General features: G+C 26.2%; 13 protein-coding genes. 8 read left to right on the top strand and 5 right to left on the bottom strand.

Annotated elements, in window-relative coordinates; all coding sequences use genetic code 11:
• Positions 1-79 precede the first annotated feature (79 nt).
• Positions 80-886 carry a pyrroline-5-carboxylate reductase gene (gene proC, locus H8891_RS06765; protein WP_187005745.1) on the top strand — a complete coding sequence of 269 codons (807 nt, stop codon included), beginning with the start codon at positions 80-82 and terminating at the stop codon, positions 884-886.
• Between the two features lie 45 nt (positions 887-931).
• Here the strand turns inward: proC and H8891_RS06760 are convergent, their stop codons facing one another.
• Entirely contained in the window at positions 932-1312 is a 381-nt protein-coding gene (locus tag H8891_RS06760; RefSeq protein ID WP_187005744.1) for a DUF4363 family protein, read from the bottom strand.
• A 19-nt stretch (positions 1313-1331) separates the two neighbouring features.
• On the bottom strand, positions 1332-1982 hold the full coding sequence (locus H8891_RS06755; protein ID WP_187005743.1) for a DUF421 domain-containing protein: 651 nt from the start codon (positions 1980-1982) through the stop codon (positions 1332-1334).
• 189 nt (positions 1983-2171) lie between these two features.
• Here H8891_RS06755 and miaB point away from each other — a divergent pair, with 189 nt between their 5' ends.
• The 3 genes from miaB to gltA all read left to right on the top strand — a co-directional run bounded on the left by miaB (position 2172) and on the right by gltA (position 6098).
• Positions 2172-3605 (top strand): tRNA (N6-isopentenyl adenosine(37)-C2)-methylthiotransferase MiaB, encoded by a 1434-nt coding sequence (gene miaB / locus H8891_RS06750; RefSeq protein WP_187005742.1) that lies wholly within the window; start codon positions 2172-2174, stop codon positions 3603-3605.
• A 199-nt stretch (positions 3606-3804) separates the two neighbouring features.
• On the top strand, positions 3805-4695 hold the full coding sequence (locus H8891_RS06745; protein WP_187005741.1) for a sulfide/dihydroorotate dehydrogenase-like FAD/NAD-binding protein: 891 nt from the start codon (positions 3805-3807) through the stop codon (positions 4693-4695).
• Between the two features lie 2 nt (positions 4696-4697).
• On the top strand, positions 4698-6098 hold the full coding sequence (gltA, locus tag H8891_RS06740) for an NADPH-dependent glutamate synthase (protein WP_187005740.1): 1401 nt from the start codon (positions 4698-4700) through the stop codon (positions 6096-6098).
• A gap of 62 nt (positions 6099-6160) precedes the next feature.
• Here gltA and H8891_RS06735 read toward each other — a convergent pair whose 3' ends face one another.
• A complete protein-coding gene (locus tag H8891_RS06735; RefSeq protein WP_187005739.1) occupies positions 6161-6769 on the bottom strand; it encodes an NUDIX hydrolase in 609 nt (202 codons plus the stop codon).
• 221 nt (positions 6770-6990) lie between these two features.
• On the opposite strand from H8891_RS06735, the gene H8891_RS06730 reads away from it, so the two are divergent.
• Together H8891_RS06730 and H8891_RS06725 are read left to right on the top strand one after the other, a co-directional pair.
• A complete protein-coding gene (locus H8891_RS06730) occupies positions 6991-8076 on the top strand; it encodes a hypothetical protein (RefSeq protein ID WP_187005738.1) in 1086 nt (361 codons plus the stop codon).
• Between the two features lie 542 nt (positions 8077-8618).
• The gene (locus H8891_RS06725) at positions 8619-10262 is read left to right on the top strand and encodes an ABC transporter substrate-binding protein (protein ID WP_187005737.1); all 1644 of its coding nucleotides are present in this window, start codon (positions 8619-8621) and stop codon (positions 10260-10262) included.
• 152 nt (positions 10263-10414) lie between these two features.
• Here the strand turns inward: H8891_RS06725 and H8891_RS06720 are convergent, their stop codons facing one another.
• Both H8891_RS06720 and H8891_RS06715 read right to left on the bottom strand, forming a co-directional pair.
• Positions 10415-10999, bottom strand: a complete 585-nt coding sequence (locus H8891_RS06720) for a hypothetical protein (protein ID WP_187005736.1) — start codon at positions 10997-10999, stop codon at positions 10415-10417.
• Between the two features lie 309 nt (positions 11000-11308).
• Positions 11309-11800, bottom strand: a complete 492-nt coding sequence (locus tag H8891_RS06715) for a hypothetical protein (protein ID WP_187005735.1) — start codon at positions 11798-11800, stop codon at positions 11309-11311.
• Positions 11801-12020: 220 nt separating this feature from the next.
• Between H8891_RS06715 and mutS the strand changes: the two genes are divergently transcribed.
• A complete protein-coding gene (gene mutS / locus H8891_RS06710; protein ID WP_187005734.1) occupies positions 12021-14834 on the top strand; it encodes a DNA mismatch repair protein MutS in 2814 nt (937 codons plus the stop codon).
• A 95-nt stretch (positions 14835-14929) separates the two neighbouring features.
• Positions 14930-16978, top strand: coding sequence for a DNA mismatch repair endonuclease MutL (mutL, locus tag H8891_RS06705; protein WP_187005733.1), 2049 nt, complete (start codon positions 14930-14932; stop codon positions 16976-16978).

Here is a 16978-nt window from a genome sequence, read left to right as displayed (position 1 = left end):
AACAATTCTTAAGACAGACCCTATATTTGTTTAATCAAAATGATAAATTTATAACATATAATAAGGAGAGATTTTAAATATGGATAAGAAAATTGGTTTTATAGGTTCAGGGAATATGGCTAAGGCTATGATAGGTGGAATAGTTAAATCAAAATTGGTAGACTCAAATAATGTAATAGCTTCTGATTTAAATGAGTTAGTACTTGAAAATGTTAAAAATGAATATGGCATAAATGTAACTACAAACTCTAAAGAAGTAGTGAAATTTAGTGATATAGTTATAGTAGCTGTAAAGCCTAATGTTTATGATATAGTTTTAGAAGGTGTTAAAGAACTAATAGACAATGAAAAAATAATAGTTACAATAGCTGCAGGAAAAACTATAGAATCAATAGAAAATGTTATAGGTAATGATAAAAAAGTTATAAGAACTATGCCAAATACACCAGCACTTGTAAATGAAGGAATGAGTGCACTTTGCAAAAATAAAAATATAACAGATGAAGAATTAAATATAGTCAAAGAAATTTTTAATTCATTTGGTAAAGCTGAAATAGTAAATGAATATTTAATAGATTCTGTAATAGGTGTTAGTGGTTCAGCACCAGCATATGTATTTATGTTTATAGAAGCTATGGCAGATGCTGCTGTTTTAGCTGGAATGCCAAGAAATCAAGCTTATACATTTGCAGCTCAAGCTGTTATGGGTTCTGCAAAGATGGTTCTTGAAACAGATAAACATCCAGGCGAATTAAAAGATATGGTGTGTTCTCCAGGAGGAACTACAATAGAAGCAGTTAAAACTTTAGAAGCAGAAGGGTTTAGAAGTGCAGTTATAAAAGCAATAGGTGACTGTATAGAAAAATCTAAAGAAATGAGTAAATAATAAAAAAGATGTCTTAAAATTATAATAAATTTTAAGACATCTTTTTTATAGTATATGATCAAGATTATACCTTTCAGATTCTATCATACGATGTAGATATATTTTTATATTTTCTATTTGTTCTAAACAGCTTCCTATATCTTTTAAATAGATACCATCAGATAATATATTAAAAGATAGTTCGATATCTCCTAAATGAGAATGATTTAAAAATTTAAACCAATGTCTAGAGTCTTTCATAAAATTTTTCTTTATTTTGTTATTTAATTTATCGCATTCTTGCCAATCTTCATTTTTTACATATACTTCAAGCTTATTTAAAGATTCTACATAGGTATCTGCAAAATCTTCTGCTTTAAAAGATACAAATAAGCCTAAACTAACAAGTAATATAGTCCAAATCATAGTAAAGATAATAGATTTCAATATATCACCTCTTAAGTAATTATTTTCTTTGTATGAAAAAATTGTCTTTTTCATCTAATATACAAATTAAAGTATCAGAAATAGAGTTGATATTATTTTTTTTAAGTTCTGATAAAAGCCAATTCGTATTTTTATTTATACTTTCAAGATTACATTTTATTAATCGACCATCTAATATCAAAGGAATAGGTAAGTGATTAAAGTTTTCTTTAGGAATTTTTTCATAGCCAGGATTAGGAACTATACTAAGATTTCCATCAGTTTCAAGTATTACATAATAAACATCTTTTAAGTTAAAGTACCCCTGAATTCTAAGTTGTTCTAAAAGTTCATCCATAGTTACTCTTTCAAGTTTTAAAGCATTGTAATTAATTTTACCTTTATCTATAAGGATAGCAGGTTTTCCATTTAATAAGAGTCTAAAACTTCTACATTTTAAAGTTAAATAAGAAATTATTATTTGCATAAATACTAAACCAGTAATAGCTGCAATTCCATAAACTATAGGAATTTCATTATTTTGCATAGGGATAGCAGCAACTTCAGCAATTAAAAGAGTTATAACTAAATCAAAAGAATTCATTTCAGCTATTTCGCCTTTTCCCATAATACGAAGTGATATTAAAACTGCTATATAAAGAACTATACTTCTAATTAAAACAACAATCATAGACTACCATCCTTTATTATATATTTAACGTTGAATTAGATATATAATATTATTTGTAATTATTTAAAATATATACAGTTAAAAATTAAATGATATCTTTAAAATAATTTATAAATTTGGTATAATTAATTTTAAATTCAAAAAATCGACAACAAAATATATAATGAAGTAATTTAAGGAGGGCTAGTTGTGGCTAAAAGAAAACAAGTACACGTTCCTATAGAAAAAATACAAGAACAAGATAGATTTATAGAGGCAATAGCTGAAACTACTAATAGATATTATGCTATACATGGAAGAAAGCCAAGATATATGATACAAACTTTTGGATGTCAAATGAATGAACATGACTCTGAAAAGTTATGTGCAATGCTTGAGGAAATGGGTTATACTCAAGGATTAACTGCAGCTGAGTGTGAATTAGTAATTTACAATACTTGTGCAGTAAGAGAAAATGCAGAGCTTAAAGTTTACGGAAATTTAGGACAATTAAAACCTTTAAAGAAGAAAAATCCAGATTTAAAAATAGCTGTATGTGGATGTATGATGCAACAAAGTCATGTAGTAGATGAAATAAAAACTAAATATAGACATGTAGATCTAGTATTTGGTACACATAACTTATACAAATTCCCTGAGTTATTAGCAAGTTCTATGGACTCACAAAGAACGTTAATAGATGTTTGGGATGTTGATGGAGAAGTTGTAGAAGGTCTTAGAAGTAATAGAAAATTTGAATTAAAAGCATTTGTAAATATAATGTATGGATGTAATAATTTCTGTACTTACTGTATAGTACCGTATACTAGAGGTAGAGAAAGAAGTAGAACTCCAGAAGATATAATAAATGAGATAAAAGAATTAGTTGCAAACGGAACAAAAGAAGTAACATTACTTGGACAAAATGTTGACTCATACGGTAAAACATTAGAAAATCCAATAAGATTTGACCAATTATTAAGAATGGTAAATGATATAGAAGGATTAGAAAGAGTAAGATTTATGACTTCTCATCCAAAAGATATATCTGATGAAGTTATATATGCAATAAGAGATTGTGATAAAGTTTGTGAATTTTTACATTTACCAATTCAGTGTGGAAGTACTAAATTACTTAAAGCAATGAATAGACATTACACTAAAGAATATTACTTAGAAATAATAGAAAAAGCTAGAAAAGAAGTTCCAGATATAGCTTTCTCTACTGACCTGATGATAGGGTTCCCAGGAGAAACTGAAGAAGATTTACTTGATACAATAGATGTAGTTAAAAAAGTTAGATATGATTCTGCATTTACATTTATATATTCAAAGAGACAAGGAACACCTGCTGCTAAAATGGAAAATCAAATACCTGAAAATATAAAACATGAAAGATTTAATAAAGTATTAGAAGAAGTAAATAAAATCTGTGAAGAAATAAGTAAATCATATGAAGGAAAAACTGTTGAAGTTTTAGTTGAAGGAAAAAGTAAAACAGATGACAATAAATTTACTGGTAGAACAAGACAAAACAAACTAGTTAATTTTGAATCTGACAGAGAAGATATAATAGGAACTCTTGTAAATGTTAAAATTACAGAGTCAAAGACATTCTCATTAAACGGAATAATGGTAGATTAGAAAATTATTTAAAAAAAACAGCCACAAAGGCTGTTTTTTTATGTATAATATAGTTGTAAATGATATATAAGTTAATTAATTTTATATACATGAAATCGTATATAACTATCTAGGAAAATGTTATCATTTAGGGGTTGATGTTATATATGATGTATCTAAAATTAAAATATAAATTATTTGGCAGAATGGAGATAGAGTTATGGGAAGTAAAATTGTTAAAAAGAAAAAACTAACAGATAGTATTTATCTAATGGATATAGAAGCTCCAAGAGTTGCAAAAGCTTCTAAGCCAGGACAATTTATTATTGTAAAAAATGATGAAAAAGGTGAGAGGATACCTCTTACAATAGCTGACTATGACACTAATAAGGGAACGGTTAGTATAGTATTCCAAACTGTTGGAGCTAGTACTAAACAACTTGAAACATTTGAAGAAGGGGATTATGTTGCTGATTTTGTTGGACCATTAGGCATGCCTAGTGAGTTTGTTGAAGAAGACATAAATGAATTAAAAAATAAAAAAATGATATTTGTAGCTGGAGGAGTTGGAGCTGCACCAGTATATCCACAAGTTAAGTGGTTTAAAGAACATGGAATAGATGTTGATGTTATAGTTGGATCTAGGACAAAAGATTTATTAATTTTAGAAGATGAAATGAGAGAAGTCGCTGGAAATCTTTATATTTGCACAGATGATGGTACATATGGATTTAATGGAAGAGTTACAGATTGCTTAAAAGATTTAGTTGAAAATCAAGGTAAAAAGTATGATCATGCAGTGGTTATAGGACCTATGATAATGATGAAATTTATGTGTATGTTAACTAAAGATTTAGGTATACCTACTACAGTAAGTTTAAACCCTATAATGGTTGATGGAACAGGAATGTGTGGAGCATGCAGAGTTAATGTTGGTGGTAAAATAAAATTTGCATGCGTAGATGGGCCTGAATTTGATGGGCACTTAGTTAATTTTGACGAGTCTATGAGAAGACAGGCTATGTATAAAACAGAAGAAGGAAGAGCCATACTAAAACAAGAAGAAGGGGATACGCATCAACATGGCGGATGCGGATGTGGAGGTAATTAATCATGAGCAAAGTTAAAGTACCAGTTAGACACCAAGAAGCTGAAGTTAGAGTTAAAAATTTCGATGAAGTTTGTTTAGGATATAATAAAGAAGAAGCAATACAAGAAGCTAGTAGATGCTTAGAATGTAAAAAACCAAGATGTGTAACTGGATGTCCAGTTGAAATTAATATACCGGGATTTATTGGTAAATTAAAAGAGGGTGACATTGAAGGTGCTGCTAAAGTAATAGCTAAAGATAGTTCACTTCCTGCTGTATGTGGAAGGGTTTGCCCTCAGGAAAATCAATGTGAGGGAGTATGTGTTCTTGGAATAAAATCAGATGCAGTAGCAATAGGAAAATTAGAAAAGTTTGTTGCAGATTATTCTAGAGAACATAATTTTGATTTAGCTATAAAACAAGAACCAAATAATATAAAAGTTGCTGTCATAGGAAGTGGTCCTGCTGGGCTTGCTTGTGCAGGTGACTTAGCTAAATTAGGGTATGATGTTACTATATTTGAAGCAATGCATGAACCTGGTGGAGTTTTAACTTATGGAATTCCTGAATTTAGATTACCTAAAGATGGTGTTGTGAAGCCAGAAATAGAAAATATAAAAAATTTAGGTGTACATATAGAAACAAATATAATAATAGGAAGAACTATAACTATAGATGAATTATTAAATGAAGAAGGATTTGAAGCTGTATTTATAGGTTCAGGGGCAGGACTACCTAAGTTTATGGGAATAGCAGGAGAAAATGCTAATGGAGTATGCTCTGCTAATGAATTTTTAACAAGAGTAAATTTAATGAAAGCATATAGAGAAGATTATATGACTCCAGTAAGAGCTGGTAAAAGTGTTGCAGTAATAGGAGGAGGAAATGTTGCTATGGATGCTGCTAGAACTGCAGCTAGATTAGGAGCAGAAACTCACATAGTATATAGAAGAGGAGAAGCAGAGCTTCCTGCTAGACTTGAAGAAGTTCACCATGCTAAGGAAGAAGGAGTAATATTTGATACTTTAACTAATCCAGTAGAAATTTTAACTGATGAAAATGGAGAAGTTAAAGGTATGGTATGTGTAAAAATGGAATTAGGAGAAGCTGATGCATCAGGAAGAAGAAGACCTAAACCTATAGAAAACTCTGAGTTTATTATGGAAGTAGATACAGTTATTATGGCTCTTGGAACATCTCCAAATCCATTAATAACATCTACTACAGAAGGTTTAGATACAAATAAATGGGAATGTATAGTAGCTGATGACAATGGTGTAACTTCTAAAGATGGAGTTTTTGCTGGAGGAGATGCAGTTACAGGTGCAGCAACAGTTATATCTGCGATGGGTGCTGGTAGAAAAGCAGCAAAAGCGATAAATGAATATTTAAAAAATAAAACAGCTGAAAATGCTAATATATAGTTGATAAAAATGAGTATCTCAAAGTGCAATTTAACATTTAGAGATACTCATTTTTTAAATATTTATTTTAATAACTTTAAAAAATTATCAAGTATTTTACCGGTTATTCCCCATATAACATAGTTTTTATACATATAAAATAAAGAATCATAGTATCCTCCTTGAAACTTATAGTTTTTTTTATGAGGAATTAATTCATAAGGAAAATTTTTATTTGGGATAACCTTAACTTCATTTTCATATTTAATAGGTTCATTTTCCAGTAAGTGAGATATAGGAACTAAAAATATATGGTCTACTTCATCTTTATTTATATTTAATATATCTATATTTTTTATAATTCCAACAAATGGATGAATTATAAGATTTGAAGGACTTATAAATAAATCAAGTTCACTTAAAATTTCAATATTGCTAGAAATTGTTCCTAATTCTTCACAGGTTTCTCGTACACAAGCTTCATAGGGAGTTTCATTAACTTCTATTTTTCCTCCAGGAAAAGATATTTCACTAGGTTGAGATTTTAAAGTTTTAGAACGTACTTCAAATAATATAAAGTGAGAATCTTTTAGTTTAATTATTGGTATTAAAACAGATGCTTTTTTCATATTTTCATGGCCATTTATATATGGAGTATAATCTTTAAAAATGTCTTTTAAATCTTTTATCAATGTAAATACCTCGATTCTTATTTTAGTTATATTACTATTATATAACTAAGGTCAGTTTATACACTTAAAAACTTGTAAAAATATATATTCAAAGTTTAAAATATATAAAAATTAATAGCTTATTATAGTGAATAAGCCACTAAAACCTTAAAAATACATGACTAAATTAAAAATTTATGTATAATATTAAATAGGATATTAAATAGTAAGGAGAATTTAAGATGACTGAAGACAACAATGTTCAATCAATAGAGAATATAATAAAAGATAATAATTTAAAAGTATGTTTAAAATATGACAAAAATTACATAGAGATACCTAACATTTTAATAGAAAAATACAAAGATGAAACATCTATTATAAATGATTACATAAGAATATATAATAATTTAACAAAGCTTAAAGAATATATAAGTAAATACTTATTTGATGAAAACAGTAGTATAAGTATAGAAAAAATAGGGAACTTATTACTTAATATAAAATCAGAAGAAAATCTAGAAAAAATACAACCTTACATTAATATAAATATAAATAAATTAGAAGAGAAGTTTAAATATTTATTAGCTTACTTTAATGTAAGAATAGAAGAAATTAATACTTTAAAAGAAGAAATAAAACTTAATTATATAAACAATTCTTATAATGAAGGTAATATTTTGGATAAATCTTATTTAGATGAATTAATATACAAAATTCAAAGTTCAAGAATGTATACTTTAATAAAAAAATCAAGATATGGTTCTATATCTAAAGAATACAACTTATTAGATTTAAGTGATATAACTGATTATAATACAGAAGAAATGGGAGGAGAATATAGTCCTATCTTAGTAATATATAAACCTGCTAAGTATGTAAGAGGAGAGTATGTACTTGATGATATAAATTATATATACATAAAGAGGCAACCATTAAAGGCGCTTATACATCAAGAAAAATTAAATGAAAAAGGTAGAGATGGCATGGGTGCTATAACATATATAAAACTTAAGCATGATTTAACTAATGAAAACTTACAAGAAATAATGGCTGAGCTATATGTTTATGGACAACAAAATAATATATCTTTTGAAAATATAAAACTAGCAGACATAACATCTAATAAAGTATGGTTAACAGCAGATAGATTAAAAAAAGAATTTAAGGAGCTTAGATATTATCACAAAAATTTAACTCAAAAAGTAAAAGATATATATGATTCTACAGGAGTTTATTATACACAAATAAGTGGTAAATATATATTTAGCACAAGGGAATTTTTACATTGTTACAAAGCATATAAAAATAAAGATATAAATGGATAGATAAAAATAAGTAGCTAACATATATTAGCTACTTATTTTTATCTAATTCATATTTAAACTACTTTGTATTCAGTTTTCTTACACTCTTCAATAGTAGCGTTACATTTAATTAAAGTTTCTTCTTTAGATAAAACTTTAAGCCTATTTGGACTATCATATATAACTTAAAAAATATCTACAGTCATACTTTCTATATAAACTTTTTTTATACTATCAACTTCATCTATAACACGTCTAAATGCAGTAAAAATTTATGAGGTAGATGATAGATTAGGGAGTACTGAAGTTGGTAAAGACGTAGATATATCTATATTTACAGAAAATCCTATGGAAGTTTTTACTGAAACTTTATATATAATATAAGAATTAGATAATATAACAATAAAAAGTGCATTAAAATAAAGTATTTATTTTAATGCACTTTTTATTATTGTGTAAATACAAAATATTATGATTTTTAGTGACAGAAAAAGAAGATAAAAAGTAAGTAATTTACAATACATTTGATAATAAAATATATTAAAGTGGGAGGATGATTATACATGACATTTAAAAGAAAAATATCAATTATGGCGCTAATTACAATTTTATCTTTATCTATGTTAGGTGGATGCACTAGTAATGAAAATAGCGGTAAAACAATTAATTCAGCAGAATTATTAAAAAATAAAGATGCAAGACTTGCAATAACAATGGCAGTAGACAAAGAAAAAATAACTGATATTATATTAAATAATGGATCAAATCCTATAAACTATTATACTCCAGAAGGATTAGCTATTAATAATGAAGGAAAAGACTATATAGATAAAATAAAAAATATGGGAAGAGGATATAATTTAAAGCTAGCTATAACACATTGGGATAAAGCCAAAGATGAACTAGATTTTGATAAAGTAACTATAGAAGTACTTACATCAGATGCCGAAAGTAGCAAAAGAGTAGGTGAGTTCTTTCAAAATCAACTGCAAAATAATTTAGAAGGATTGAAAGTAGAGCTAAAGCAAGTTCCTTTTAAACAAAAACAACAGTTAGAATCTGAAAGAGATTATGATTTAGTATATAGTTCATGGGTAGCTGATTATCCAGATCCTTTAACATTTTTAGAAACATTTACTACTAACGGTAAATTTGGTAAAAATAGTGGTTATGATAGCAAAGAGTATAATAAATTGATAGAAGAAGGTAAAAATGAAGCTACAATTGATGGTAGTTGGGATAAGTATTCAAAAGCAGAAGAGATATTACTTAGTGATGCTTTTATAATGCCATTATTTCAAAGCAGTAGTGCCTATATACAAAAAGAATATGTTGATGGAATAACTATAATTCCATATGGAGCAAAATATGCATATAAATGGGCTAGTGTAAATGGGAGAAATGAGTTAAACTTAACTAGCAATTCAGATATACCATCACTAGATATGAGTAGAGCTACAGATTCATTATCATTTAGTGCTGCAAATAATGTAATGGAAGGGCTTGTGAGAGTAGATAATAATGGTAATGTAGTAGAAGGGATAGCTAAATCTTGGAAGTCATCAGAAGATAAGAAAACTTGGACTTTTAATTTAAGAAAAAATGCTAAATGGAGTAATGGTGATAATGTAAGTGCTTATGATTTTGAGTATGCATTTAAAAGAACGTTAAACCCAGATACAGCTTCTCAGTACGGATTTATAATGTATGATATCGTTGGAGCAAAAGATTATAATATAGGAAAAACTAAAGATGCTGAAACTGTAGGAGTTAAGGCTATAGATGACTATACCTTAGAAGTTAATTTAGTAAGACCTGTAAATTATTTTGATAAACTTATGTCATTTCCAGTATTTTTTCCACAGAATGAAAAATTTGTAAAAGGGCAAGGAGACAAATATGGAACAACTAGTAAATCAACATTATATAATGGACCGTTTACATTGACTAAATGGAAATTAGATGACGTTTATGTTATGAGTAAGAATAAAGGTTATTGGGATAAAGATACTGTAAAATTAGAATCAGTCAATACAAAAATAGTAAAAGAAGGATCTGCTGATGTAAACTTATATGAAAATGGAGATATAGATTTTGTAGGTATAACCAATGAATTTATTGATAAGTATAAAAATACTGAAGAATTTATGACTAGTAAAAATGCAACTACATTTTTTATGCTTATAAATGGAAATAAGGAAAATTAACTTATATAATAAAAGGCTATGATTTATAATCATAGCCCTGATAAAAATTAAAATTCAAAGGAAATTATATTTAAACATAAGCTATGAATAAATATAATTTCCAACTTTTAGTCTTTAGTAATATGCAAGTTTAAATTTATATATAGGATATACTAGTAGTCATAACCTCTTCTATTTTTTTTACAATGTTCATAATTATCTCTTTCATAGTAGTCATTTTTTTTCCAATTATCTTTTTCTCTATAATAGTCATTTTCATAGCATTTATCATTATAATATTTGCAATCATATTTAGTTTTATGATCATAGTGATAAACATCATATTCATAGAAGTGATCTGTAACATAATCATAATCAGTTATATAATAATGGTTACATTTTTTGTAGTAATTGTCATAGTAATTTTTATTTTCAACACAGTAGTCTTTACCATCTATATATTTACAATCTTCATAATGATTAACTTTGCCCTTCATTTTTTTACAGCAATCATCATGATGATGTTTTTTACATTCACAATGACATTTTTCATGTCTATCGTGTTCTCTACATTCATGTCTGTCATGTTCTTTCCAGTCACAATGACATTTTTCATGTCTATCGTGTTCTCTACATTCATGTCTGTCATGTTCTTTCCAGTCACAATGACATTTTTCATGTCTATCATGTTCTCTACACTCATGTCGGTCACATTTTTTAAAGTCATACTTGTTATCATATTCATTATAATATCCCATCGATAATAACCTCACTTATTTTATATTTTTTATAGTAAATCCAAGCAGGTAAATAAGCTTTCTTGACTTAAGACCCTTCTTGAAAATCACTATAATACAATATATGGAGAAACACATATAAATGTGACAATTTATAGAAAAAAATAAAAAATAAAAAATAAAAATACATGAAAATATCTAAAAATAACATATAGAATTTATAATGAGTATGTTAATATTAATACATAAAAAAACCCCTTGATTTAAAGGGGTTAATTTAACAATATATAGTTTATAGTAAATTCAATAAGCTAACAAAGTGAAAATTTATTAGAATTTATAATTTTCTTTATATTTTTTACAGTATTCACAGTTACATTTTTCATAGTATTCGTCTTTTTTACCATACTCATCTTCATTATAGTAATTATCTTTTTTGTAGCAATCTTTTTCTTTGTAGTAGTCATCTTTCTTATAATAGTCATTTTCATAGCATTTATCTTGATAATATTTGCAATCATATTTAGTTTTATGATCATAGTGATAAACATCATATTCATAGTAATGATCTGTAATATAATCATAATCAGTTATATAATAATGATTGTATTTTTTATAATAATTATCATAGTAATTTTTATTTTCAATACAATAGTCTTTACCATCTATATATTTGCAATCTTCATAATGATTAACTTCACCTTTTATTTTTTTGCAGCAATCATCATTATGATGATGTTTTTTGCATTCACAATGACATTTTTCATTTCTATCATATTTTTTATAGTCATATTTATTGTCATATTCATTATAGTATTCCATGGATAATAACCTCTCCTATTTTATTATTTTTATAGTAAAATTAAGAAGTGTGCTAAACTTAATTTAGTTTCTATCTTGAAAATTACTATAATACTATATATGGAGAAACGTATATAAATGTGATGCTTTATAAAAAAAATATATAAAAGATAATAATATAGATATAAATATAAGTACTTAAATATGATATAATATGTAGAACATAGAGGAGGAAGAGCGTATGAATATAGAGAAAAATAAATTAACTCCTATGATGAGGCAATATTTTGAAGTTAAAGATAGATATAAAGATTGTATAATGTTTTTTAGACTTGGAGATTTTTATGAAATGTTTTTTGAAGATGCAATAGTAGCTTCAAAGACTTTAGAAATAGCTCTAACAGGAAGAGAATGTGGTATGAGTGAGAGAGCACCTATGTGTGGAGTACCATTTCATTCATCTCAAAACTATATATCAAGGTTAGTTGAAAATGGATATAAAGTAGCTATCTGTGAACAAGTTGAAGATGTAAGTGCATCAAAGGGAATAGTCAAAAGAGATGTTGTAAGAGTTATAACACCAGGGACTGTACTTGAAGGGAATTTACTAGAAAATAAAAAAAATAACTACTTATTAGCGATGTATACTAAAAATGACAAAATAGGAATTTCTTATACTGATATAAGTACTGGAGAAGTTAACTCAACTTACTTAAATGAAGATAAATTAGTAGAAGAAATAGCTAAAATACATCCAACAGAGATAATAGCTAATGATGTTAATACAATAGAACAAATAAGAAATATAGCTAGTTTAAGTAATATATATATAAATGAAAACTTTGATGAAAGTTACCTAAATGAAAATATATTAGGTAAGTATTTTAATAAAGAATACTTAGAAAAATTAAATATGGATGAATATGGACTTATAAGTTCAAGTTTATGTATAATCCTAAATTATATATATAACACTCAAAAGCAAGTAACATCTAATATAAACAATATAAATATATATAACTCACAAGAATACATGATATTAGATATGTTCACTAGAAATAATCTAGAGTTAACTTCAACTATAAGAGGTAATGCTAAAAAGGGTTCATTACTTCATGTTCTAGATAAAACTTCTACAGCTATGGGTGGTAGAATGCTTAGAAAGTATGTAGAAGAGCCATTAGTAAATAAAGTGAAAATAGAAAAAAGACTTAATGTAATAGAAGAATTAAAAGAAGATTTTATGTTAAGAGAAGATTTAATAGATGTATTAAAAAATGTATATGATATAGAAAGAATATGTGGAAAAATAGCATTTGAAAAAGTTACTCCTAAGGAAATGATACATTTAAAAAATTCTGTAGAAAAACTTCCAATGCTTAAAAATATAATAAATTCATCAAATGCAGATATACTTAAAAAGTATATATCAAATATGGATGATTTAAATGATATATATTCTTTAATAGATAGTGCCATACTTGAAGACCCATCTATAACTATAAAAGATGGGAATATAATAAAATCTGAATTTAATGATGAACTAAATGATTTAAGAGATATCTCTAAAAATGGAGCCTTTATGATAAAGGAAATTGAAAATAGAGAAAAAGAAAAAACAGGAGTTAAATCATTAAAGGTAGGATTTAACAAAGTATTTGGTTATTATATAGAAATAACTAAAGCTAATTTAGCTAGTGCAAATATAGATGATAGTTATATAAGAAAACAAACGTTAAGTAATGCAGAAAGATATATAACTAGTGAATTAAAAGAAATAGAAGATAAAATTTTAAATGCTGAAGAAAAAATAAAAAGCTTAGAGTATGAGATATTTGTAAATATAAGAAATAATATATACGAAAATATAGATAGAATACAATCAGTAGCAAAAACTATAGCTAATATAGATGTATTTGTTTCATTAGCTACTGTTGCTTATATAAATAATTATGTAAAACCTATAATAAATGAAGATAATAAACTTGATATAAAAAATGGTCGTCATCCTGTGGTTGAAAGCATTGTAGGAGAAGAAAACTTCGTTCCAAATGACACATATTTAAATCAAGGTGAAAATATTATAAATATAATAACAGGTCCAAATATGGCAGGGAAATCTACTTATATGAGACAAACTGCAGTTATAGCTTTGATGGCTCATATTGGTTCATTTGTTCCAGCAGAGTATGCAAATATTCCAATATTAGATAGAATATTTACTAGAGTTGGAGCTAGTGATGATTTATCTCAGGGTCAATCTACATTTATGGTTGAGATGACAGAAGTTTCTCAGATACTTAAAAATGCAACAGATAAAAGTTTAGTAATCCTTGATGAAATCGGTCGTGGAACTAGTACTTATGATGGTATAAGTTTAGCTTGGTCTATAGTTGAATATATACAAAAAAATATTAAATGTAAAACTTTATTTGCAACACACTATCATGAATTAGTCGAACTTGAAGATGAATTTAGTGATGTTAAAAATTATTCAGTTGCAGTGTGTGAAAATAATGATGGAATAGTATTTTTAAGAAAAATTATAGAAGGTGGAGCGGATAAAAGTTACGGTATATATGTTGCAGAACTTGCTAAGTTACCACAAGAAGTTATAAAAAGGTCAAAAGAAATACTAATAGATTTAGAGAAAAATCATATACAAAATAATTTAAAAGAAAGTAGTAACGATAAAGATTTATCAAATAGTACAAATTTAAACGTATCTGTAAATAACAACGAATTTAAATCAGATGTTATAGATAAAGAATTATATGATAGTTTAAAATTAGAATATGATAATTTAAAAGATAAAATAAATCAAAAAGAAGAAAAATATATTTTAGATATTGAAAAACTAGAAAGTGAAGTAAATAAACTTAAAAAAGAAAATTCTAACACAGATGAAGTTGCTATAACACAAATATCATTTGACACAATTTATGATAATGATTTAATTAATGATATTAAAAATTTAGATATTTTAAATATGACACCATTAGATGCTATGAATGCTTTATATAATTTACAAAGTAAAGCTAAAAAAATTAAGTAAATTTATAAATAATAAGGATTATAGCTAACTATAGTCCTTATTATAATTTTAAAAATTAAATAAAAGTAAATTTCAATATAAAGTGAGGTGAATATATGGCTAGAATTAATATATTAGACGAAGCTACTATAAATCAATTACAAGCTGGGGAGGTTGTAGAAAGACCTTCTTCTGTTGTTAAAGAACTTGTAGAAAATTCAGTAGATGCAGGTAGCAAAAAAATAATAGTTGAGATTGAAGATGGTGGTAAGAAATTTATTAGAATAACCGACAATGGTAGTGGGATAGATTCTAGTGAAGTTGAAAAAAGTTTTTTAAGACATGCTACAAGTAAAATTAATAAAATTGATGATTTATACGATTTATATTCTTTAGGATTTAGAGGTGAGGCTCTAGCTTCCATAGCTTCTGTGGCTAAAATAGAAATGATTACTAGACCTAAAGATGAGCCTGTAGGAACTAAAATTTTAGTTGAAGGTGGAAATATAAAACTAAAAGAACCAGTAGGTACGAACAATGGGACAACTATTATGGTTCGAGATTTATTTTTTAATACTCCTGTTAGACAAAAGTTTTTAAAATCAACTCATGCTGAAACTATAAATATAAGTGACTTAATAAACAAGTTAGCAATAGGAAATCCTAATGTCAGTATAAAATATGTAAATAATAAAAAAACTATGTTAAATTCACCAGGTGATGGTAAACTTATAAACACTATAAGAAGTATTTATGGAAAAGATATAACTGAAAATTTAATAGAGTTAAACCATGAAAGTCAGTTTTTTAAGATAAGTGGTTATATAGGAAATAATAATGTGTATAGAGCAAATAAAAATCTTCAACACATATATATAAATAAAAGATATGTAAAAAGTAAAGTTATATTAGACGCTATAAGTGAAGGATATAAATCACTTATACCTATAAATAAACATGCAGTTTGTTTTTTAAATATAGAAATAGATCCATCTAAAATAGATGTTAATATACATCCAACTAAGCTTGAACTTAAATTTGAAAATGAACAACAAATATATGTAGAGCTTAAAGAGTATATAAGAAGTTCTTTAATAAGGTCTAACTTAATAGGTAAGTATGAAACTTTTGATAAAAAGGAAAATCTAATATCAAAGCCTATAACTAGTCCTAAAAAAATAGAAAATAAAAGTGAGCAAATTAATGTTGATAACTTAAATCAAGGAATACTAAATAACTTAGAAAAAGAATATAAAAATCAAACATATAATTTTGAAGAACTAGAAGAGAGAAATAAGCTTGAAAAAGAATTTAAAGAATCTAAAAATACAATAAATCAATTAAAAACTGATGAAGTTATAGTTTTAGATGAAGCTATAGATTTAAATAAAGTATATAGTTTTAATGATTTACTAGAACTTGAAAAAAAAGAGGAAGCAAAAAAATTAGATGATGATATTTATAAAAAAAATAATGAGATATATACACAATCTAATAATTTAGAAAATCAAAGTATAAATGAAGATAGTATATCTTATGAAAAAAATATGCATCAACCTGAATTTATTGAAGATAAAAAACATCAGTTTTGTCTTAATGAATATATAGTTATAGGGATAATATTTAAAACTTATATAATACTTCAAAGAGGAAGCAATATGTATTTACTAGATCAGCATGCAGCACATGAAAGAGTATTATATGAAAGATATATGGACAAGTTTTATAATATGGATATAAATATGCAAATGTTACTTGATCCTATAGTTTTAGAACTATCTACAACAGATATGTTAAAAATTGAAAAGAACATAGATTTATTTATGAAATTCGGGTTTGAAATAGAGATATTTGGTAAAAATCATATAATGATAAGATGTGTACCAACAATATTTGGAACTCCAGAATCAGAAAAATTTATCTTAGATATAATTGATAATATAGATGAGATAAATAACAATTATGAACTTAAAGGTGAAAAATTTGCATCTATGGCTTGTAAATCAGCTATAAAGGCTAATGATACTATATATGAAGAAGAAATAAATAGTTTATTAAAACAAATAGAAATGTGTAAAAACCCTTTTACATGTCCGCATGGTAGACCAATATTTGTAGAGATATCAAAGACAGAAATAGAAAAAATGTTTAAAAGAATTATGTAA

This window comes from Paeniclostridium hominis (assembly GCF_014306135.1).
GTDB classification, from domain to species: Bacteria; Bacillota; Clostridia; order Peptostreptococcales; family Peptostreptococcaceae; genus Paraclostridium; species Paraclostridium hominis.
Note: the sequence above shows the minus strand (reverse complement) of the source record. Positions and strands in the feature narration are given on the sequence as shown.

Bases quoted from the DNA above. Each gene is read 5' to 3' on its own strand.
- proC (WP_187005745.1), top strand. From the start codon at position 80: ATGGATAAGAAAATTGGTTTTATAGGTTCAGGGAATATGGCTAAGGCT.
- H8891_RS06755 (WP_187005743.1), bottom strand. From the start codon at position 1,982: ATGATTGTTGTTTTAATTAGAAGTATAGTTCTTTATATAGCAGTTTTA.
- H8891_RS06745 (WP_187005741.1), top strand. From the start codon at position 3,805: ATGGGAAGTAAAATTGTTAAAAAGAAAAAACTAACAGATAGTATTTAT.
- gltA (WP_187005740.1), top strand. From the start codon at position 4,698: ATGAGCAAAGTTAAAGTACCAGTTAGACACCAAGAAGCTGAAGTTAGA.
- H8891_RS06730 (WP_187005738.1), top strand. From the start codon at position 6,991: ATGACTGAAGACAACAATGTTCAATCAATAGAGAATATAATAAAAGAT.
- H8891_RS06725 (WP_187005737.1), top strand. From the start codon at position 8,619: ATGACATTTAAAAGAAAAATATCAATTATGGCGCTAATTACAATTTTA.
- H8891_RS06720 (WP_187005736.1), bottom strand. From the start codon at position 10,999: ATGGGATATTATAATGAATATGATAACAAGTATGACTTTAAAAAATGT.
- H8891_RS06715 (WP_187005735.1), bottom strand. From the start codon at position 11,800: ATGGAATACTATAATGAATATGACAATAAATATGACTATAAAAAATAT.
- mutS (WP_187005734.1), top strand. From the start codon at position 12,021: ATGAATATAGAGAAAAATAAATTAACTCCTATGATGAGGCAATATTTT.
- mutL (WP_187005733.1), top strand. From the start codon at position 14,930: ATGGCTAGAATTAATATATTAGACGAAGCTACTATAAATCAATTACAA.